Origin of the sequence: Capnocytophaga gingivalis, assembly GCF_002302415.1 — a bacterium.
In the GTDB taxonomy this organism is placed as follows: domain Bacteria; phylum Bacteroidota; class Bacteroidia; order Flavobacteriales; family Flavobacteriaceae; genus Capnocytophaga; species Capnocytophaga gingivalis.
In genome coordinates, this window is sequence record NZ_CP022386.1 from 141266 (window position 1) to 161804 (window position 20539).

Consider the following 20539-nt stretch of genomic DNA (forward strand, 5'->3'; position numbering starts at 1 on the left):
GTTTAATGATTAATGATAAATGAATAATGTTCTTATGTTGGCGCGAGTTTGTAGCTTATGTCTCTAAAATCTAAAAAAACGAAAGAAATCTTTTGTAGGTTTAGAAAAAAGTTGTAACTTTGCACCCGCAAAATCGCCGGTATAGCTCAGTTGGCCAGAGCACGTGATTTGTAATCTCGGGGTCGTGGGTTCGAATCCCTCTACCGGCTCTAAAGCTGTCAGCACTCTGGCAGCTTTTTCTTTTTTTCTGAACCCTGAAAAGGGAGAAACTAAAAACTAAGAACTAAAAACTAAAGAAATGTCCATTTCAAAAAAAGAAACCAAGCGTGTAACGGTACAAACGCTACAGGCTATGAAGGCCAAAGGAGAGAAAATCACCATGCTTACGGCCTATGATTATACCATGGCTAAAATCATTGATGGAGCGGGTATCGACATCATTTTGGTAGGTGATTCCGCTGCCAATGTCATGGCTGGATATGAGACAACACTCCCTATGACATTAGAGGCTATGATATACCACGCTTCGGCAGTAGTACGAGCCTGCTCTCGTGCCTTGGTAGTGGCAGATTTGCCTTTTGGTACTTACCAGTCCGACCCTCAGCGTGCTTTAGATTCAGCTATTCGCATGATGAAGGAAAGTGGAGCGCAGGCTGTGAAGCTTGAAGGTGGGCGAGAAATCGGTGAGGGAATCCGCCGTATCTTGGAAGCAGGAATCCCTGTGATAGGTCACTTAGGACTTACTCCTCAGTCTATCAATAAGTTTGGAGGCTACGGTCTCCGCGCCAAAGAACAATCTGAAGCCCAAAAGCTCAAGGACGATGCCCGCTACTTACAGGAATTAGGATGCTCTGCTATCGTTTTGGAGAAAATCCCTTCAGCTTTGGCCAAAGAGGTGACTCAAAACCTATCAGTGCCGACTATTGGGATAGGAGCAGGTCATGAGGTAGACGGACAAGTACTTGTTTCCCAAGATTTTTTTGGTATGTTTGTGGATTACAAACCTAAGTTTGTACGCCAGTACCTCAACCTACACGAGCTAATGACAGGGGCAGTAAGTCAATATATTACTGATGTAAAAGCACAAACCTTCCCCAACGAGAGCGAACAGTACTAAGGGATGAAGACAAACGCCCAGAACCTACAAGTGCTCTATGAGGATAATCACTTGATAGCTATCAACAAACGAGCAGGGGATATAGTTCAAGGAGATAAAACAGGCGATATTCCCCTGAGTGAGATCGTCAAATCCTATTTGGTGGAGAAGTACCATAAGCCAGGAGAAGCCTACCTTGGGGTAGTACACCGCTTGGACAGACCCACCACAGGAGTCGTTGTCTTTGCCAAGACCTCCAAGGCACTCCCACGCTTGAATGCAGCCTTTGCCACCAAGGAAGAGGTAAACAAACAGTATTGGGCTTTGGTAGAGAAAAAAGCGATTCCTCATCAAGGCACTTTGACCCACTTTTTGGTACGTAATACCTCGCAAAATAAGTCCTATGCTTATCCCGAAGAAAAGCCACAGTCTCAGAAGGCAGTGCTTACCTATAAAGTATTGGCGACACTTACCCACTACTTGTTGGTAGAAATCACGCTACTTACAGGTCGTCATCATCAGATACGTGCCCAGTTTGCCGCCTTAGGATGTCCTCTCAAGGGGGATCTAAAGTATGGAGCTAAGCGAAGCAATCCCGATGGGAGCATTTCCCTACATGCACGCGCTTTGGAACTATTGCACCCTGTAAGAAAAGAACCCCTGCATATTGTTGCGCCTCTACCAGAATTATTTTCTAAACTACTGAAAGATATACAGTTAGAAAACTCCTGATAAAAAACTCATTTTTTATTGGGAGTTTCATTTTTTTTTACTATCTTTGTGCATGTGTTTCACTGAGTCAGTGAGCATGGGTTATAATATAATTTAGTTAGATAAAAAATAAAAAATTTATGATCTTAGAAATGAAAGTCCCTTCGCCAGGGGAATCAATCACCGAAGTAGAAATCGCCACTTGGCTTGTGAAGGATGGCGATTATGTAAAGAAAGATCAAGCCATAGCTGAAGTGGATTCCGACAAAGCTACTCTTGAGCTACCAGCGGAAGCCAGTGGGGTGATTACCCTTAAAGCAAAAGAAGGCGATTCTGTAGCAGTAGGACAAGTAGTTTGTCTTATTGATACCGATGCTGCAGCTCCAGCCCAAAGTGCAGTTCCAGTGGCTGAAGTTCCTAAAGCAGAAGCTCCTGCTGCTGTAGTGGCTCCTGTAGCCCCAGCCTCTGTAGCTACTCCTGCTGCCCCAGTGGCACCAGCAGCTTCTAATAGCTATGCTACTGGAGAAGCCTCCCCAGCGGCGAAGAAAATTCTTGCCGAAAAAGAAATCCCTGCTAATGAAGTTAAGGGTACTGGCAAAGGCGGACGTATTACTAAGGAAGATGCTCTCAATGCACAGCCTGCTCGCCATAGTATGGGAACTCCTACCTTTGGCAAGAGAGGAGAAAAACGTACCAAACTCTCCATGCTACGACGTAAAGTAGCTGAGCGATTGGTATCTGTAAAGAACGAAACAGCTATGCTTACCACCTTCAATGAAGTGGATATGTCGGCCATCTATGAGATTCGCAACGAATATAAGGATGCCTTCAAAGAGCGCCACAATGTAAGCTTAGGATTCATGTCCTTCTTCACTTTGGCTGTAGTGCGTGCCCTCAAGCTCTTCCCTGATGTCAACTCTATGATCGATGATAAGGAAAAAATCACTTACGAATATTGTGATATCTCTATTGCCGTTTCCGGACCTAAAGGGCTCATGGTACCAGTGATCCGCAATGCAGAAAACCTATCTTTCCGTGGCGTAGAAGCCGAAGTAAAGCGCTTGGCTATCCGTGCTCGTGAAGGTCAAATCACTGTAGATGAGATGACTGGAGGAACCTTCACTATTACCAATGGAGGGGTATTCGGTAGTATGCTCTCTACTCCTATCATCAACCCTCCACAATCTGCCATCTTGGGTATGCACAATGTGGTAGACCGTGCTATCGTACGCAATGGGCAGATCGTTGTGGCTCCTGTGATGTATATAGCTCTCTCCTACGACCACCGTATCATTGACGGACGTGAATCGGTAGGTTTCTTGGTAGAGGTGAAGAATGCCCTCGAGAACCCAGTAGAGCTCCTTATGGACAACGACCTAAAGAAGGCCTTAGAACTATAGTATATTGTTGTTACTTGTCTATAAACCAAGAGCGGTTATTCTACCAAAGAATAACCGCTCTTTTTTAGTTAGAGATTATTATTTTTTCTTAAGAACATAGAAAGACGCTAATTCCCCTTCCACTTCTTGACCTTCTTGCAAGAAAGCAATAGAACCATCTTCTTTTACCTTATATTGCTGCTTCTTTTCTTTTTCCTCAGTACTAGTAAGGGTAAGTACTTTCTTTTGAGCATCATAAGCGACACTACCCTTATCCTTAGTAGTGAGATCCTCCATTACCTCTTCGGAGGTATACCCATCTTTGTTAAGAGTGAGAGTTACATTGATTCCACTGCAATCTGCACAAGGGAAAGTACCTGTGTAAGTGCCTTCATACGAAGAACTTTGCCCGCAAGAGGCCAAGACTAAGGCTACTCCTGCTACTAACATTTTTTTCATGTGATAATATATTTTTATTTCCAAGGGACATTACAATTTCCGTGCCAAAGAGTAAAAAGAAAAGTAAATTTTATCCACTGAGTTAAATTTTTTTTAAAAAGTAGTACTACTTTATTGAAATGACTTACCTTTGCCCCATTAATAATAAAAAACTAAAGAAAGATGAAAAAAATTTTTTTATTTTTGATTGCCCTTGTAGGCATTGTAGCTTGTAGTAAAAGTGATAGTGGAAGCTCTGATAATGGAGGAGGCGGAAGTGTAGCCGGATACAATCCTCCTGATTGGATTATTGGTACTTGGATGGATGGAAGCAATAGTATAGGATTCAAATTTACTTCAAAAGACTTTTGTCAAGTAGCGGGAGGAACTTCTAATTGCTTTTTAGAGGGGCCTTATGTAACTGTCACAGAGAGTAAAGCAACTAATAAAAGTTTCTCTTTTACTTTTAAAGTAGCTTCCACTGAATTTTCTTATGTTTTTGAACGATTAGAAGGTGGAAAAATAAAAACTACCAATAGAGGTAGTCTAAATGATGTCTATATCAAACAAAAATAACCCATAAAACTGCTCCAAAAGAGCAGTTTTTTATTTATTTTTTTAAAGAAGCAATTTATAGCGTCTATTTATCATGTATCTATTTTAAGCCAATTCTTCCTTATTTTATTTTACATAAATATTCGTTAAAATATTATCTATATAAATAGAAAGTACTATTTTTGCCTTGTGAAAATTAAAAAATGTGTAGAATGAAAAAGATTTTTTTATTTGTAGTAGCCTTAGTAGGGATAATTTCTTGTAGTAAAAGTTCTGATGATAAAGGTAATAATGGAACAGAAAATATTGATACACAAGAGACTACTACCTACAGTCCTCCTGATTGGATTATAGGTACTTGGAAAGGAGAATATGTAAGCTATGTTTTTGAAAAAGATCGCTTTTGTGTAAAACCTAAAATAGGATTGAGAAACTGTAGTACAACTAAAGGTTATGCTAAAGGGGTCGTACAAAAGAGAATTGATGCTAATAATTATTTTATCAAGATGCAATTAGTTGAAAATACTACTACTGTGATAGGGGGTACTTTCAGAAAAATATCAGATACTCAGATAGGTTGGCTTAATCCTAATGGAGAAGTAGAAGAAACCTATACCAAAGAATAAACCAAAAACTGCTCAAGAAAGAGCAGTTTTTTTATTGTATTTTTAGCACTTTACCTTGTTTCTTTCTCTTGACTTTTCTTCTTAAATGTTGTATCTTTGCACGCTATTCAGTGAACAGTGGTCAGTGAACAATGTCATTGATCATTAATCATTAATCATTAAAAAAAGATGCACACATTCAAACTCACCGAAGAGGTTATCACCCATATCCGAGAGCTAATAGCCTCTGATCAAAAGCAAGAGCTCAAGGAATACCTTGAGAGCCTTCACTTTGCCGATATTGCCGAAATCACCAGCGAATTGGAACTGGAAGAAGCAGCTTACCTGGTGAGTTTGCTCAATCGTGAAAAGGCGTCTGAGACCCTTACCGAGGTGGATGAAGAGGTCTTGGAGCACATTCTCGAAAACCTCTCCAACGAGGAGATAGCCCGTGACTTGCAAGAGTTGGATACGGACGATGCAGCCTACCTGATTGCCGAACTTCCCGAGGAGCGACAAACGCAAATTCTCTCTCATATTGAGGACAAGGAACACGCACAGGATATCGTAGACCTTCTCCGCTATGATGCTGATACCGCGGGAGGACTTATGGCTAAGGAGCTTGTCAAGGTCAATGAAAACTGGGGGGTAGATACTTGTGTAGCTGAGATACGCGAACAAGGACAGCATGTCACTCGGGTGCATTCCATCTATGTAGTAGATGACGATGAGGTACTCAAAGGGCGTCTTTCGCTTAAGGATCTGCTCACGGCTCCTCCTGAGGCACATATACGAGATATCTATATTCCTAAAGTGGATTTTGTTTTTGTCCATGATACCCCTGAAGAGGTGGCACATGTCATGCAGAAGTATAACCTAGAAGCCATTCCTGTAGTGGACAAGATGCATCGCCTTGTGGGGCGTATTACCATTGATGACATTGTGGATGTCATCAAGGAAGAAGCTGAGCACGACTACCAATTAGCGGCCGGGATCACCGAGGATGTGGAGGCTGACGATACCATCTGGAAACTCACCCGCGCACGCCTTCCTTGGCTGTTGATCGGAATGGTGGGAGGAATAGGAGCTGCCAGTATCATTAATGGCTTTCAGGAAGGACTCACCTCCTACCCTGTACTACTACTCTTTATCCCTCTGATACAATCCACAGCAGGGAATGTAGGGGTACAGTCTTCGGCTATTGTCGTACAAGGCTTAGCCAATAAGAGTATCGATGGAGCATTATTGGGGCGCTTGTTCAAGGAATTTCTGCTGGGGTTGATCAACGGTCTGGCACTGGCTTTCTTGGTATTGATTATGAGCCACTTTATCTTTGGTAGCTCTTACTGGGAATCGGCTACTGTATGTATAGCCTTGGTAACAGTGATTATCAATGCAGCTGTGGTGGGTACTTTTATCCCTATCTTCTTAGACAAAAGAGGCGTAGACCCAGCTGTGGCTACCGGTCCTTTTATCACTACTAGCAATGATATTTTAGGAATACTTATTTATTTTATGATTGCCAAAATTATTTTAGGATTTTAAAAATATATACTATGCAAATACAAAGAAGTCGTGCACAGGAGTCCACAGATGCTATAGAAAAACTCTATACCACTATGCGACACCTTTTCAACAGAGGATTCTATAAGCCAATGGGAGTATCTGGAGAAAGTCTCCGGGAGTCGCTTCTATTGCTACGTCCTGAGATATATGGTACCATTGCCCAACGACAAACAGAACTCAATGGGTTGCTCTATGTACTTGAGCGCTTGCCCATAGGGATAGAACAATGTAGGTTTATCAATATGATCTCCGATGAGGGGTATCGTCAGTCGCACTTTGAACCCATTATTCCTCCTAAGCGCCGCAGAAACTGTTATCGTATCGATGAGGAGCAGATGAATATAGAAATCACTCGTGGGCGTTCGGATATTTATGATATACTCACACACCTAACGTTTCTTTTTATAGAATCTCATAAGATAGCTCATAGTGTTTTGGATGAAGAAAGCGATAAGATTAGTCGCGATTGGGAGAAAATAGAGCTACTTGCCCAAAAGAAGAAACTCACTCAGGCCGAACGTGAATTGGCACTAATTCATATAGGAAAGGTATTAGGTCGTACCTTTGAGGAAATACTCCCTGCGTATCATCAGCTTTCTTCGGAGAAGAACCCTGAGCGTTTTATACAAGTGATTTATTGGTTGGGTAAAATTGCTTTGGAAGAAATACTCTCTGACAATAAGCGGGTGATTACCTTCTCCCCTATCCTAAGAGAACGCTTGGGACATCATATTTATGGAGAGATATGGGCAAATACCCTCAAGAAAACCCTCAAGGAACACAACCTCTTAGAGCGTCCCCTACATATCATCAGTGCCAATATGCATAGTGTGATGAATGCACTTTTTGCTAAAAAAGTCCTCGCTATCAAGGGTAAAGAAGATTCTCCATGGGATACTTACGCCTCACTAAGCGAAGAGAGGAATCACTCCCAAAGGGAAAAAGTAATGGATTATGCACTACAGCACGGAATGATTTTTATCAAAGATAAATCTGGAACCAATATAGACGTACAGATTGTAGATACAGCCCTTATCCCTGAAAATGATTTCTTTAAGAAGACAAGTGTAGACAAAGCACCTGTACTCTTGGTGATGGATTATGCCTTCGGAGAACAAGCCTATGAAACAATAGATGAGCTGTTAAAGCCTTATAAAACAGAGGGAAAGAGCCATTTTCTTAATGTAGTTTCTGTATCTATCATGGGAAAAGCAGGAATCTTAGAAGGAGAAAAGGGAGATATCATGATTCCTACAGCTCATATATTTGAAGGAACTGCTGATAACTATCCGTTTGAGAATGAATTGTCTACATCCGATTTTGAAGGGAATGGCCTTAGAGTATTCGAAGGCACTATGGTAACTGTCTTAGGGACTTCCTTGCAGAATAAGGATGTACTTACCTACTTTCATAAATCCACTTGGAATGTTATAGGCTTGGAGATGGAGGGAGCACACTATCAGAAAGCCATACAATCGGCCTCCAAAATTCGTAAGAGTATCCGCCGAGATGTAAAGGTACGCTATGCCTACTACGCCTCCGATAACCCCTTGGAGACAGGGAGTACTTTAGCCTCAGGAGGGTTAGGACTTATAGGAGTGAAACCTACTTACCTGATCACTTATAGAATATTAGAACAAATAGGGAGGGAGTAATCACTTCTTCCCTATCTTTTTATCTTGATATAATAATTGGATTTATCGTTTTTATTTACTTGAAAATGAGTAGGTAAGGATTTGAAAATCTTTATATAATTACTATGTCCATAGTCTTTAGGGGAAAATTTCGGAGCTAATCTTCTCAGTTCGTTGACTACCTTGCTAAGTGGGGCAGTTCCATCGGCTTCTGCCGTATTGGTCACTGCTTCTTTTAACAGTATGAGTTTTGCATCGATCTTATTAGCAGGCTTTCCTGCTGGTGGAGTTGTGGTTGTTTTTTGGGGAGTTATCACTATTATCTTGGGCTCTTTTGCTATAATAGTAGAAGAGGTAGGAAGTTCTGGAACAATAGGGACTGTAGGAGTAGTGTAGTTGTAATCATCTGTATATTTGAACTTGTGACAAGCTTTGACAAAGGCAGGAGGTGTTTACCTTTTACCTATCCCCATGACAAACTTGTTGTTTTCTTTGAGTTTTACTACCAATTCTGTAAAATCACTGTCACTGGAGATTATACAAAAACCAGTAATATATGGATAGGTATAGAGTATCTCCATAGCACTGATTACCAAGGATATATCGGTGCTATTTTTCCCTTTACTATGAGCAAAACTCTGCATAGGTTTGATAGCAAAGGAAGCAATGTATTGTCCCCAAGAACTCAATTGTGGAGTTGTCCAGTCTCCAAAAGCCCATTTGAGAATAGGATCTCCATAGAGCTTTACCTCTTCTATAGATTGAGAAAGGTATTCCGCTTGGGCATTGTCTGCATCTATTAGGACGGCTATTTTTTTAATCCCTTCCATAGTTTATGGGTTGGTTGTATTGATTACTTCTTGGATAAAGTTCAATACAAACTCGCTGTTTTTCAGTTCATAACTGAGACTTACAGGCGTAATGTTTTTGATAAGCAGTTTGCCATTTTGGTCGCGGGTATATCGTTTTTCTGTAGAGGTAAGGGTTATTTTGTCTTTTTGCATAGTGATGTTTTGTAACTCATAAAGTTGCCACTCGGTGCGATGGTCGGCAAAGAAAACTTTTTCATCTGTGATTTTGGTGTCGACAATCATATGTTTGCCTTGTAGTTCTCCTTCTTCATTGATGCCCATAGGAAAGACATCAAATCCTCCATTTTCTTGGAAAATATCAATCTCTTCTCCGTTCTCATCGTATAGTACAGGGCGTAGTTCTTTGAGCTTTCCATTTTCGGTAACCAATGTAATACTACTCCAGTGTTTTTCACGTTTGGTTAAGAGTACTTGCTTAGTATGCAAATCGTAAATAGCTTTAATCCACACCTTATCCGATGGATATTGTGCCAAGAAGCAGAAGTGCTGAAGTTTATCCCTTGAAAGCACTTCAAAAGATAATTCGCTATAGTCAGGTTTTACTTGTACATTGTAAAGAGGTAGAGGAAAAGGGTCGCCATAAGGGTTTTCATCATAATAGAATTGATGTGTATTAGGATCATAATCCAAACACGCAAAGTTTTCCTCTTCTATACCTCCTAATACTACTGAAAACCAATCAAAATCACCTATTTCCACCCTGCAATAATACAAATCTATTACTGTAGGGATAGGCTTAAAGCCATACGCCAAGGCTGCCTCACGAATAAAGTCAGTAAGCTCTTTGGTATAGCCAAGATACAAAAAGCCCCAAAGGAATTCAGGCATTTCTTCTTCCTCTGGGTTATTAAAAGTAGAGAGTTGCTCGCAGAGGGTTTGTATAGCTTCTGCGAGGTAAGTCTGTTTGTCTGTGGCTTGGTCAGCTTTTTCTAATTTAGCCAAGAAAGCCTCCAAATATGTGTTACAATCGGTGATATTTTCTTCTGTATAATAGCGGTCTTCCTCAATAGTTGTTGAGAGTTCCGCGCGCATTTTCGTGATGATTTGGTCTTTTTGAGTAATGAATTGGGACATTTGTTTTATTTTATGATTGTTTGGCATAGCAACTATAACACAAAGGCGTCGCTACGGTTACTTTTTTCTCTTCACCACAACAATGGCAGTACTTTTCTTCATAAAAACGATTGCCATACTTCGCCCATATAGGGTAGCAACTTTCACACAAAGGCATCAAAGGATTAAATGGTATTTCGGTATTACAACGTATGCAATGTCCTTTTTTCTCTTGTGGGGTCGCTTGTGCAATAGGTTGTACTGTTTCTTGTGTTGTAGCTTGTGGAGCCTCCTCTTGTACTACCTTTTCAGGTGCAGGCTCTCTTTCTGTACGTTGTCTGTTTTCCGCATTTACATAGTTTTCGGGCACAAAAGAAGAGTAACGGATAGGCTTTACCTCTCTGTTGCAGAGTATATCGTCTACTAAATCCAAATGTACAGTAGAGCCTACGTAGTCTTTTGCCAGACCTAAAAACTTCTTGTTGTAGTTAGGGCGTTTGGCAAAGATAGTGTAACCACTGTCGAGCACACTCATAATGGTATTTTTAGAAGTCTCGAAGAAGTTGTTTTTGTTCACAAGGTCGGTGAGGGCTTTTTCGGCAAGTACACCAAACTCTACATTGTTTACCAAGGAATAGTCCATGAGGTTCATCGAGGTAATGACCGATTGTTTTTCGTTAGCATAATACTTGCCGTGCAATTCGGGGATGTAAACAATAGTAATATTCGGGAAGCTCAAAAAGTATTCTATTTCCTCCCTTTTGAAACTGCGCTCTTTGTTGCGCTCGTTTTTACCAAACCCAATGAGTATATGCAGTTTGGAGTTATGGAGGTGTTGCTTAAAGATATTGTCTTTGAGGTAATCACCCAGCTGAATATAAGGTGAAATGATGATAAGTTCTTTTTCCGCCTTAAAAAGAGTATCGTAAATAGTATCCGATAGCGTTTTTCCTGTTAAAAAGTCCATAAGTATAGTTTTGAGTTTTGAGTTCTTAGTTTTGAGTTTCTATAGGGAGGGTATCATACCCCAATGATTGTAAAAAGAGCAATCCATTGAGGGGAGTTATTTTTTGAGAGCCTGTCCAACCTTTTGTTTCTGCCCAATCGATGAGTTTGGGAATATATTTAGGTTCGTTGAGATTGATTGTATAATTTGTGGAATTTTTGTTTCATACCATTTACTTTCTAGTTATTCCATGTTTTCATAAGAGCAAAGATATCTTATTTTTTTATATCAAGCAAATAAAAGGCTACCTTAGGATTTCTGATGTTAATAGAGAGTATCTTATAAGTTCGATATTTCTATTAGCTATCACATCATCCAACAGATTCAGATATACAGTATCACCTATATATTTTTTTCCGAAGCCTAAAAAATTTGAGCCATAGTTAGGTCGTTTTACAAAAACAGTATAACCACTATCAATCATATCCATAATTGTATTTTTAGATGTCTCATAAAGACTATCTTTAACAATAAGATTAGATTTTTTATTAATAAATACACCTAAATCAATACTATTTACTATAGGATAACTAGATAAACTCATTGAAGTAATAATTGATTGGCGTTCATTAGCATAGTATTTAGCGTTAAGTTGAGGTATATAGACCAAAGTAAGGTTAGGAAAATTCAAAAAATACTCCAATCCACTCCCCCTAAATCCAAATATATTATCATCCTTATAACTTTTAAAACCTATGATAATATGCAGTTTAGGATTGTTTAAATGCCGTTTAAATATATTTTCTCTCAGATAACTACTTATCTGAATATAAGGAGAGATGATAATAAGTTCCTTTTCAGCTTTGAAAAGGGTATCCGAAATAGTATCTGATAGCGGTTTTCCTGTTAAAAAGTCCATAAGTATAGTTTTGAGTTTTGAGTTCTTAGTTTTGAGTTTCTATAGGGAGGGTATCATACCCCAATGATTGCAAAAAGAGCAATCCATTAAGGGCAGCTATTTTTTGAGTACCTGTCCAACCTTTTATTTCTGCCCAATCTATAAGTTTGGGGATGTATTTAGGTTCATTGAGGTTGATGAGATCCTCGGTTAGTGTAATTTTGTTGAGCAATTTGATATTTCCATTAAGGGGTTGCCCCATAAAATCATCTTCAACGGTGATAAAATCAACACATAAGGGGGTATTCTTCTCACCACTTAAGAAAATACGCACCAAAAGTAGCGAGTTATGATCCCCTTTTCTATTATAAACAGTATCTACCCGATACAAATATTCCTTGTCCTTATGTACTAACTTTCGGAGTTTTTGTTTCATAGTGAGTAGTTTGTACAAATGGTTTTTATAATATGATTCAATAGTTGTAAAAAGACCTTCCTACAATAAAATATGTTAATTATATTTTCCTTCTAATCCCAATTTTTCAATTCGAGATTGTATTCCTCCTTCATTTCTACCAAAAATATCACACAATTCCTTAATAGATTTTTTTTCAGCATAGAGAGAAGCTAATTTTTTATCATCTTCTTCTGTCCATTTCTCATAGGCATTGGGATATATTGCTTTTGTTTTTTCTTTATAATTTTCATAATTACTTTTGACACTATCTCTCTTTTCAGGAATAGATGACAATACAGATTGTATTATTTTGGAACAAAAAGTTCTTATTTTTTTTAGAATTAACTTTCTTCTTTCCTCTATAAATTCTCTAAAATTTTCTTCTTTCCAAAGAGCTTCATTTGAAGGAATTAAATGAATTTTTAAATACCCATTCAAGTCTTTAACATATATCGGGTTAGAAACCCAATCAAAGAAAGATTTACCATTTTTATCAAATTGATTTGTTCGTGAGTCTAATAGTTGAAAATTCTTTATACTATTAATCTCTTCTAAATCATATCCTTTCTTAAGCAAAATATTTTTAGGCATTATATGGTCTACGTCACTTGTCCGAATAATTTTTCCATATATTAAATAGAAAATGAGAGATTTATCCAAATCTTCTAATCTATCATAATCATTATCTATGAGGTAATCTTTTGTAAATATTATTGGATGCTCCCTGTATATACTAAATAGTTTATCTGTAGGAAATAATTTATTTTTATGCTCTTTTACTACATTAAGTATTTTTCTAATTCCTGTTGAATAAGGTATCCAACCAGCCCCTTTACTGCGAAAAACTCCATTAAGTAATGAATGAAGTATCCAATCTTTCATCAAAGGAAAATCTTCATTTGAAGTGTCATAATTATCAAAATATCTTTCCACCTCTTTATTGCTAATATCTTTATGAAATAAATGATAAGCTATAAAAAATAGAGGAATAAATGAGCGATTCTCATCTTTGTAATAGTCATATAAATAAGTTCTTTTGAGAAAATCTTTTAATGCTTTAATTACAATTCTAATCCTTTCCTTATTAGCTATAGCAAACTGAGCATCAGAAGCCTCAATAGAAGCCATTTCTTTATTATAATTATCTTGTAGCAGGAATATTAACTTAATCAAATTTTCCTGAGATAGTCCTATGTCTTCATTATCTTGAAGCATTTCTCTTAAAAAACTTTCCATTTCCCAAGAAAAACCTTTTAAAATAGAAGCCACTAAATCAAATGAAGATAGTTTTGTTCCTCCATCATTCAATCTTCTAAATAGTTCTACAATTCTTTGACGATTATCTATTTCTGGTAACTTTTTATTAATAGTTACTTTTGAAATTCCCAATGATTCAGAAGAAATAATATTCTTATAAAAAGCTTTTATATTTTTACCTATATGATCTTTTTCATTTTTCTCTTCTATGTCATTATTTAAAATAATCTCATCTGCAACTATTTCTTCATCATCAGTGTCTTTTAACATTCTCAAAAGTTCTTTTGCAGGATACCAAAAGTATTTAGTAATTACTCTATCTTCTATCTCTTTTGAAGTCTTAGGTAAATCTTTTTCATTCTTTTCAAACTTAAATTCAAATAGAGAGTTATAATCACTGAATAAATCGAAATATAGTTCTTTGCCATTAATAGATCCTTTTAAGCCTATATAAAAAGATTGTAATCTTTGTTGTCCATCAATGACAAAAGATTGTTGCTGTCTGAGTTTTTCTACTTCCTTTGATTCTATAAAATTACCATCCTTAGTAAATGGTCTATAGCTAAATAATGGTCTTGTTCCCTTTTCTTCTTCTATGACCATTATTCCTCCAAAGCTGTTTCCTTTTAAGACAGTATCATAGAGCAATTCAATCTTTTCTTCAGTCCAAACTAATGAACGCTGAATAACAGGAAGTACAAACTTCTCTTCATCTATTTCTGTAACTATATCAGATATTCTATAGGGTTTCCAAGTTGCCATAATACTTTATTTTTCATCAGTCATTCAGCTTCAATACCGCCATAAACGCACTCTGTGGTATCTCTACGTTACCTACTTGGCGCATACGTTTCTTGCCGGCTTTCTGCTTCTCTAAGAGCTTGCGCTTACGGGAAATATCCCCTCCATAACACTTGGCAGTAACATCCTTACGGAGCGCTTTAATAGTCTCGCGCGAGATGATTTTAGCCCCAATAGCGGCTTGGATAGGAATGTCAAACTGCTGACGTGGGATCAGTTCACGGAGTTTCTCGCACATCTTCTTACCTATATTATAAGCATTATCAGCGTGTATAAGGGCAGAGAGTGCATCTACCGATTGGGAGTTGATAAGGATATCCACCTTCACAAGGTTAGAAGCGCGCATCCCAATAGGCGAATAGTCAAATGAAGCATAGCCTTTGCTCACCGTTTTTAGTCGGTCGTAGAAGTCGAATACGATTTCGGCCAAAGGCATATCAAAGTTCAGCTCTACACGCTCAGGGGTCAGGTAGTGCTGGTTGGTGATGATCCCGCGTTTTTCAATACATAGCGACATCACTTGACCCACAAAATCGGCTTTGGTGATGATACTTGCCTTGATATAGGGTTCCTCTACTCGGTCTATTTTCGAAGGATCAGGTAGATCAGAAGGGTTATTGACGATGATCGGTTTTTCGGGTTCTTTCTTCGTAAAGGCATGGTAACTTACGTTGGGCACGGTGGTAATTACGGTCATACCAAACTCGCGCTCCAGGCGCTCTTGTACGATTTCTAAGTGGAGCATACCCAAGAAACCGCAACGGAAGCCAAAGCCCAAAGCAGCTGAACTCTCAGGAGTAAAGACAAGCGAAGCATCATTCAGTTGGAGCTTTTCCATGGAAGCGCGCAGCTCTTCATAATCTTCCGTATCTACGGGGTAGATACCAGCAAAAACCATCGGTTTTACGTTCTCAAAGCCGTCAATAGCTTCAGTACACCCATCTACAGCCGAGGTAATGGTATCCCCTACTTTTACCTCGCGTGCATCCTTGATACCTGTGATAAGGTAACCCACATCGCCTGTGGAGATCACGGGCTTGGGGACTTGGTTGAGCTTGAGGGTACCCACCTCGTCGGCATCATAGGTTTTGCCATTGGACATGAACTTGATTTTCTGTCCTTTGCGTATCTCTCCATTCATCACACGGAAGTAGGTTTCCACCCCGCGGAAAGAGTTGTACACCGAGTCGAAAATTAAGGCTTGTAGGGGAGCCTTAGGGTCGCCAGTAGGCGCAGGAATACGCTCAATAATCGCTTCCAAAATAGCCTCCACGCCCAAGCCGGTCTTTCCACTGGCTGGGATAATCTCATCGGGCGAACAACCGAGAAGGTCTACTATGTCGTCTTTCACCTCTTCGGGGTTGGCGCTCGGCAGGTCTATTTTGTTGAGTACAGGTATAATTTCGAGATTATTTTCCAGAGCCAAGTAGAGGTTAGAAATCGTCTGTGCCTGAATGCTTTGGGCAGCATCTACGATCAGGAGTGCCCCCTCACAAGCAGCGATGGAGCGAGATACCTCGTAAGAGAAATCCACGTGACCTGGGGTATCAATAAGGTTAAGGATATATTTCTCGCCTTTGTACATATATTCCATTTGGATAGCGTGACTCTTGATGGTAATCCCACGCTCACGCTCCAAGTCCATATTGTCCAACAATTGGTCTTGTTTTTCGCGTTCGGAAACGGTTTGGGTAAAGTCGAGCAAACGGTCGGCTAAAGTACTCTTGCCGTGGTCGATATGTGCAATAATGCAGAAATTACGTATATTTTTCATTCGTTCTTTTTACTTGTTAGTCATTAGTAGTTTGTACAGACTACTGATTAAGGGGCAAAGATACATATTTTTTTGGATTTTTCCATCAGATGATGCCCATTTTTTCCATAAGGAAGGTAGCATTTTTATTTTGGCAGATACCTTCCTTGAGGGTGTAATCAAAATAGAGCTCTCCATCTACTATCTGAGATTCGAAACACTTATTTTGCAGTACCTCTGGATATTTTTCACTCAAGGCACATACCTCTAAGTCATGGGTAGCAATTACACCAATGGCCTTGAGTAAGACCATTTTCTCTATAATCTTGAAGGTGCCAGACTGCTTGTCTTGGGAGTTGGTACCGCGGAGCAGTTCATCCAAAAGTACAAAACAAGGAGCTTGAGCTAAAGTTTCCATGATAGAACGCAGACGATTGATTTCGGCAAAGAAGTATGACTTACCATCGCTTAGTGAATCGGATAGTCGCATGGATACCAATAGCGGCATCGGGTGTATGGTTGCTTTTTGTGCACAGACGGGTAGTCCCATACTTGCCAGTAACATATTCACACCTAAGGCTCTGAGGAAGGTGCTCTTGCCGGACATATTGGAGCCTGTTAGGATCACAAAGCGATGAGGAGCAAAGGAAATACTATTGTCAATACGATCCTTAGCAGGAATCAGTGGATGGCCTAAACCTTCGAAGGAGATTAGTTGCTGGTCATTCAGCGAAGGATAGGCAAAGGTAGGATTGTTATAGGCAAAAGTAGCAAAACTGTGTAGTACCTCCATTTCAGCAATGACAGTAAGCCAAGGGGTGATGTGTTGGGCATGGGTTCGCTTCCAATCCAAGAGCTTTCTATAGGCGTGTAGGTGATAGAAGGTGAAGATATTCAGAGGGATAGAAACCAATATATTGCCTACACTATCCAAGTCGTCCAACAGGCGGGAGAGCCGAGAGATGCTCTTGCTGGCAGAAGATTGTTCTGCTGAAAGCTGTTTCTGTAGGGAGACAAACCGAGAAGAACCTAATCCAGAGGCTTGCTCTATTTGGGTGATGCTCCTTTGGAAAGCATGCAACAGGCGATAGGTATTCTCAAACCCAAGTTTGCTCTTTTGCATTTTGCCAACAAAGGAAAAGAACACTAACAGATTGACCACTATCAAGCTCTTGAATAGTATCTGGAAGAGCTCTTGCTCCCAGCCATATCCTACTATTACACTAAGAATTGCAAGGAAAGAGAGCCCCCATAGTAGTGGTGGTAAGGCACGGGGAAAGGTGTGTTCCTGCTCTTTTGCCCATTGCTCCATCTGTTGGTAGAAGTCTTGAGTATCTTCTATCTGTGAGGTCGTTGCCATAAACTCCTGACGCCACCTAAGGTGCTTCTCTTGGGAAAGTTCTTCTATAGCTTTCTGTAAAGTAGTAATATCATCAGTCTTAGGATTTAGAAAATGATCAGCCAATACTTGGCGTCCCAGAAAAGTATGAGTGCGGTTGATATACTGATAGAGAGAATGGGAACCAAAGATATCTAAATCATAAGAATACGGATGGGAATCGTCTTGAAATTCCTTTCCATCAGCGGTGAAAAACTCATTTTTTTCCAAGAAGGCTATCTCCTTTTCATTGAGGATAATTTTTGCCTGAGCTATTTGGCGCAAAAGATTGGTTTTCTTGTGCAAAGAGACCAAATATAAGAAAAGAACAAGCAAAAGCAAGATTACAAGATCAATAATCCACCTCTGAGCACTAAAAGCAAAGTAGATAGCTCCCAAAAGCACCACGGCAACTATAAGGCGTAAGGAGCCTATCATCTGGGTTTTCCTTGAGAGTTGCTTATGGGTAAGGGTAGCTTCTTGTAAAAGTTGTTGATAAGTAGAAATCATTTATAGTATATTGGTTTATAGATAGTTATTCAATAAAAGAAAAGCTACCCATATAGGATAGCTCTTGTTTTTTGCATAAAAGAGAGATTAGGCAGCTTTCTTTGCAGAGCAGCAACCTTTTTTACCAGTCTTTTTACATTCTTTTTTCTCGCTGTCAGAAGCCATACCATCTTTTTTGTCTTCTTTGCAGCAAGCCTTGTCTCCTTTGCCGTCTTTGCAGCAAGCCTTAGCTTCTTTGCTATCTTTGTCACAAACTTTTTCATCATTTTTACCATCTTTGTGACAAGCAGCACCTTCTTTTTTATCTTTGCTGCAGCAAGCCTTGGTAGTTGCTTTCTCTGGCTGTACTTGTTTGCTATTGTCCTGAGCGTTCATAGCCACAGGAGCCATAGCCATAGCTAATAGTATCAACAAATGTTTCATATGCGTTTGTTTTTTAATGATGGGGCAAAGGTATAAAAAAATAATGATATAAAAGTATTTTTTGCATTTTTTCTTTGGTGATTATTGAAAATAATCTTATTTTTGCTATACTTAAAATTTTTATCTTATGGAAATTAAGCTAAAACGTATCTATGAGCCAAAGGAAGAAGCTGATGGCTTTCGTATCTTGGTTGATAGGCTCTATCCTCGAGGCATCAAAAAAGAAGACTTACAGGTAGACCTATGGGACAAGGAAATAGCTCCCTCTGAGGAGTTGCGCAAGAAGTTCCATCTTGAGAATAATTTTGAGTCTTTCTCGAAGAAATACCTTGATGAGCTTTCCAAAAATCCTCATGCAGCAGATTTTCTCCAACAGGTAAAGGAGTATCCTTGTGTGACACTTCTTACGGCGAGCAAGGAAGTGAATTATTGCCAGCTCCCCATTCTCAAGACATTTATAGAGTGTTCTCTACAGAAAAAAGAGGCTAACTGAAGAAAAACAATTAGCCTCTCAAATTAACATCTAATATTAAGGCAACAAACTATTACAATTTGGGAGCACCTTTGAGTACTTCAGCATCAGCACCTGCTTCGAACTTCTTGAAGTTTTCGATGAAGGCTTCTGCCAATTCTTTGGATTTGGCTGCAAATTGAGCTTTGTCATCCCAAGTATTTTCAGGATTAAGAATACCTTGATCAGATATAGTAGCACAAGATTGAGGTACTTGGAATCCGAAGATAGGAAGCTCTTTGTATTCTACTTGGTTGAGAGCTCCTGTGAGCGCTGCAGTGATAAGAGCACGGGTATCTTTTAGGCTGCAACGTTTCATTTTTCCATTGTATCCAGTATTGACAAGCCATACATTCACGCCAGATTCTTTGATTTTGGCAGCCAACATTTTTCCATATTCAGCTGGGTGCAAAGGCATGAAAGCAGCACCAAAGCAAGCAGAGAAAGTCTTCTGTGGAGTGGTGATACCTACTTCAGTACCTGCTACCTTAGAAGTATATCCAGAGATGAATTGGTAAGCAGCTTGGTTAGGTGTAAGCTTAGAAATAGGAGGTAATACCCCATAAGCATCGAAGGTAAGGAAGAAGATATTCTTAGGATTGTGTCCTATAGAGCCTGGTTGGATATTGGCAATGTGATAGATAGGATAGGATACGCGGGTGTTCTCAGTAATATCGGTACGAGAGAAATCCACGACTCCCTTATCATCCATAATTACATTCTCGAGGATAGCGCCTTTTTTGATAGCTCCAAAGATTTCAGGTTCTTTTTCGGCAGTAAGGTCAATTACCTTGGCATAGCAACCTCCCTCGAAGTTGAATACTGTATTTTCAGGAGTCCAACCATGTTCGTCGTCGCCGATAAGGTGACGGTTAGGATCGGCAGAAAGGGTAGTCTTACCTGTTCCAGAAAGACCAAAGAAAATAGCTGTATCACCATCTTTACCTACGTTGGCAGAGCAGTGCATAGGCATAGTGTTGCGGAATACAGGAAGCTCAAAGTTCATAGCCGAGAAGATTCCTTTTTTGATCTCTCCAGTATATCCAGTACCTCCGATAAGCGCAATCTTACGAGTAAAGTTCAGAATAGCAAAATTCCCTTGGCGTGTACCATCTACTTCAGGGTTGGCCAAGAAGCTGGGAGCGTTGATCACTAACCAATCTTCTTTGAACCCAGCCAACTCACTGTCATCTATACGAAGAAACATATTGTTGGCGAAGAGGTTACTCCAAGGGAGTTCTGTAATTGTACGTACATTTGTACGGTATTTAGGATCGGCACATACATAACCATCATGTACGTATACTTCCTTTTTAGAGAGAAATGCTACTACTTTTTCATACAATGCGTCAAACTTCTCAGATGAGAAAGGGATGTTGATTTTTCCCCACCATACACGATCTTTGGTGATACTGTCTTCAACAATAAAACGGTCTTGAGGAGAACGTCCTGTGAACTTACCTGTGTTCACAGCCAAAGCTCCTGAGGAAGCTTCTTTACCTAAGCCTTTGGCAAGGGTTTCAGCATGTAACTCATCTGCAGTGAGTTGGTAGCGCACATTAGCATCTTTAATCCCGTATTTTTCTACGGAAAGATTTTTTGTACTCATAGATAAAATTTTTAATTATAAAATAATCAGTTAAAAAGTAATCCACTTGTTGGGATTTTGTGTCCCACAAAGGTACAACTTTTTTCT

General features: G+C 39.4%; 21 protein-coding genes and 1 tRNA gene. 10 read left to right on the forward strand and 12 right to left on the reverse strand.

Going from position 1 to position 20539, the window contains the following annotated elements:
- Positions 1-135: 135 nt before the first annotated feature.
- From CGC50_RS00750 to odhB, 4 genes are all read left to right on the forward strand, one after another.
- Positions 136-209: transfer RNA gene (locus CGC50_RS00750), tRNA-Thr, on the forward strand.
- A gap of 89 nt (positions 210-298) precedes the next feature.
- On the forward strand, positions 299-1117 hold the full coding sequence (gene panB, locus CGC50_RS00755; protein ID WP_095909295.1) for a 3-methyl-2-oxobutanoate hydroxymethyltransferase: 819 nt from the start codon (positions 299-301) through the stop codon (positions 1115-1117).
- Positions 1118-1120: 3 nt separating this feature from the next.
- Positions 1121-1828: an RluA family pseudouridine synthase gene (locus CGC50_RS00760; RefSeq protein ID WP_095909296.1), complete on the forward strand. Its 708-nt coding sequence runs from the start codon at positions 1121-1123 to the stop codon at positions 1826-1828.
- 119 nt (positions 1829-1947) lie between these two features.
- Positions 1948-3207, forward strand: a complete 1260-nt coding sequence (gene odhB / locus CGC50_RS00765; protein WP_095909297.1) for a 2-oxoglutarate dehydrogenase complex dihydrolipoyllysine-residue succinyltransferase — start codon at positions 1948-1950, stop codon at positions 3205-3207.
- A 78-nt stretch (positions 3208-3285) separates the two neighbouring features.
- On the opposite strand, the gene CGC50_RS00770 is transcribed toward odhB, so the two are convergent.
- Positions 3286-3645 carry a copper resistance protein NlpE gene (locus CGC50_RS00770; RefSeq protein ID WP_095909298.1) on the reverse strand — a complete coding sequence of 120 codons (360 nt, stop codon included), beginning with the start codon at positions 3643-3645 and terminating at the stop codon, positions 3286-3288.
- Positions 3646-3807: 162 nt separating this feature from the next.
- Between CGC50_RS00770 and CGC50_RS00775 the strand changes: the two genes are divergently transcribed.
- The 4 genes from CGC50_RS00775 to CGC50_RS00790 all read left to right on the forward strand — a co-directional run bounded on the left by CGC50_RS00775 (position 3808) and on the right by CGC50_RS00790 (position 8005).
- A complete protein-coding gene (locus tag CGC50_RS00775) occupies positions 3808-4200 on the forward strand; it encodes a hypothetical protein (RefSeq protein ID WP_095909299.1) in 393 nt (130 codons plus the stop codon).
- Between the two features lie 191 nt (positions 4201-4391).
- Positions 4392-4805, forward strand: a complete 414-nt coding sequence (locus CGC50_RS00780; protein ID WP_095909300.1) for a hypothetical protein — start codon at positions 4392-4394, stop codon at positions 4803-4805.
- A gap of 168 nt (positions 4806-4973) precedes the next feature.
- Entirely contained in the window at positions 4974-6329 is a 1356-nt protein-coding gene (mgtE, locus tag CGC50_RS00785) for a magnesium transporter (RefSeq protein ID WP_095909301.1), read from the forward strand.
- 11 nt (positions 6330-6340) lie between these two features.
- Positions 6341-8005: a DUF6909 family protein gene (locus tag CGC50_RS00790; protein WP_095909302.1), complete on the forward strand. Its 1665-nt coding sequence runs from the start codon at positions 6341-6343 to the stop codon at positions 8003-8005.
- A gap of 11 nt (positions 8006-8016) precedes the next feature.
- On the opposite strand, the gene CGC50_RS13990 is transcribed toward CGC50_RS00790, so the two are convergent.
- The gene (locus tag CGC50_RS13990; RefSeq protein ID WP_232781232.1) at positions 8017-8211 is read right to left on the reverse strand and encodes an OST-HTH/LOTUS domain-containing protein; all 195 of its coding nucleotides are present in this window, start codon (positions 8209-8211) and stop codon (positions 8017-8019) included.
- On the opposite strand from CGC50_RS13990, the gene CGC50_RS13995 reads away from it, so the two are divergent.
- Entirely contained in the window at positions 8159-8380 is a 222-nt protein-coding gene (locus CGC50_RS13995; RefSeq protein WP_232781237.1) for a hypothetical protein, read from the forward strand. The genes CGC50_RS13990 and CGC50_RS13995 overlap by 53 nt on opposite strands.
- A gap of 56 nt (positions 8381-8436) precedes the next feature.
- Here CGC50_RS13995 and CGC50_RS14000 read toward each other — a convergent pair whose 3' ends face one another.
- The 9 genes from CGC50_RS14000 to CGC50_RS00835 all read right to left on the reverse strand — a co-directional run bounded on the left by CGC50_RS14000 (position 8437) and on the right by CGC50_RS00835 (position 18332).
- Positions 8437-8814, reverse strand: coding sequence for an NYN domain-containing protein (locus tag CGC50_RS14000; protein WP_232781159.1), 378 nt, complete (start codon positions 8812-8814; stop codon positions 8437-8439).
- Positions 8815-8817: 3 nt separating this feature from the next.
- On the reverse strand, positions 8818-9930 hold the full coding sequence (locus CGC50_RS00800) for a hypothetical protein (RefSeq protein ID WP_095911244.1): 1113 nt from the start codon (positions 9928-9930) through the stop codon (positions 8818-8820).
- A gap of 10 nt (positions 9931-9940) precedes the next feature.
- Positions 9941-10876, reverse strand: coding sequence for a phospholipase D-like domain-containing protein (locus CGC50_RS00805; RefSeq protein ID WP_095909303.1), 936 nt, complete (start codon positions 10874-10876; stop codon positions 9941-9943).
- Positions 10877-11159: 283 nt separating this feature from the next.
- Positions 11160-11774, reverse strand: coding sequence for a phospholipase D-like domain-containing protein (locus CGC50_RS00810; RefSeq protein WP_095909304.1), 615 nt, complete (start codon positions 11772-11774; stop codon positions 11160-11162).
- A 25-nt stretch (positions 11775-11799) separates the two neighbouring features.
- Positions 11800-12189 (reverse strand): hypothetical protein, encoded by a 390-nt coding sequence (locus CGC50_RS00815; protein ID WP_095909305.1) that lies wholly within the window; start codon positions 12187-12189, stop codon positions 11800-11802.
- A 75-nt stretch (positions 12190-12264) separates the two neighbouring features.
- Complete coding sequence (locus CGC50_RS00820; RefSeq protein WP_095909306.1) at positions 12265-14229, reverse strand: DUF262 domain-containing protein; 1965 nt, start codon at positions 14227-14229, stop codon at positions 12265-12267.
- A 16-nt stretch (positions 14230-14245) separates the two neighbouring features.
- Entirely contained in the window at positions 14246-16042 is a 1797-nt protein-coding gene (lepA, locus tag CGC50_RS00825; protein ID WP_002670296.1) for a translation elongation factor 4, read from the reverse strand.
- 85 nt (positions 16043-16127) lie between these two features.
- Complete coding sequence (locus CGC50_RS00830) at positions 16128-17909, reverse strand: MutS-related protein (RefSeq protein WP_002670315.1); 1782 nt, start codon at positions 17907-17909, stop codon at positions 16128-16130.
- A gap of 87 nt (positions 17910-17996) precedes the next feature.
- Positions 17997-18332: a hypothetical protein gene (locus tag CGC50_RS00835; protein WP_002670211.1), complete on the reverse strand. Its 336-nt coding sequence runs from the start codon at positions 18330-18332 to the stop codon at positions 17997-17999.
- Between the two features lie 127 nt (positions 18333-18459).
- Here CGC50_RS00835 and CGC50_RS00840 point away from each other — a divergent pair, with 127 nt between their 5' ends.
- A complete protein-coding gene (locus CGC50_RS00840) occupies positions 18460-18825 on the forward strand; it encodes a DUF488 domain-containing protein (protein ID WP_002670214.1) in 366 nt (121 codons plus the stop codon).
- A 52-nt stretch (positions 18826-18877) separates the two neighbouring features.
- Here the strand turns inward: CGC50_RS00840 and pckA are convergent, their stop codons facing one another.
- Entirely contained in the window at positions 18878-20452 is a 1575-nt protein-coding gene (gene pckA / locus CGC50_RS00845) for a phosphoenolpyruvate carboxykinase (ATP) (protein WP_095909307.1), read from the reverse strand.
- Positions 20453-20539: the final 87 nt, after the last annotated feature.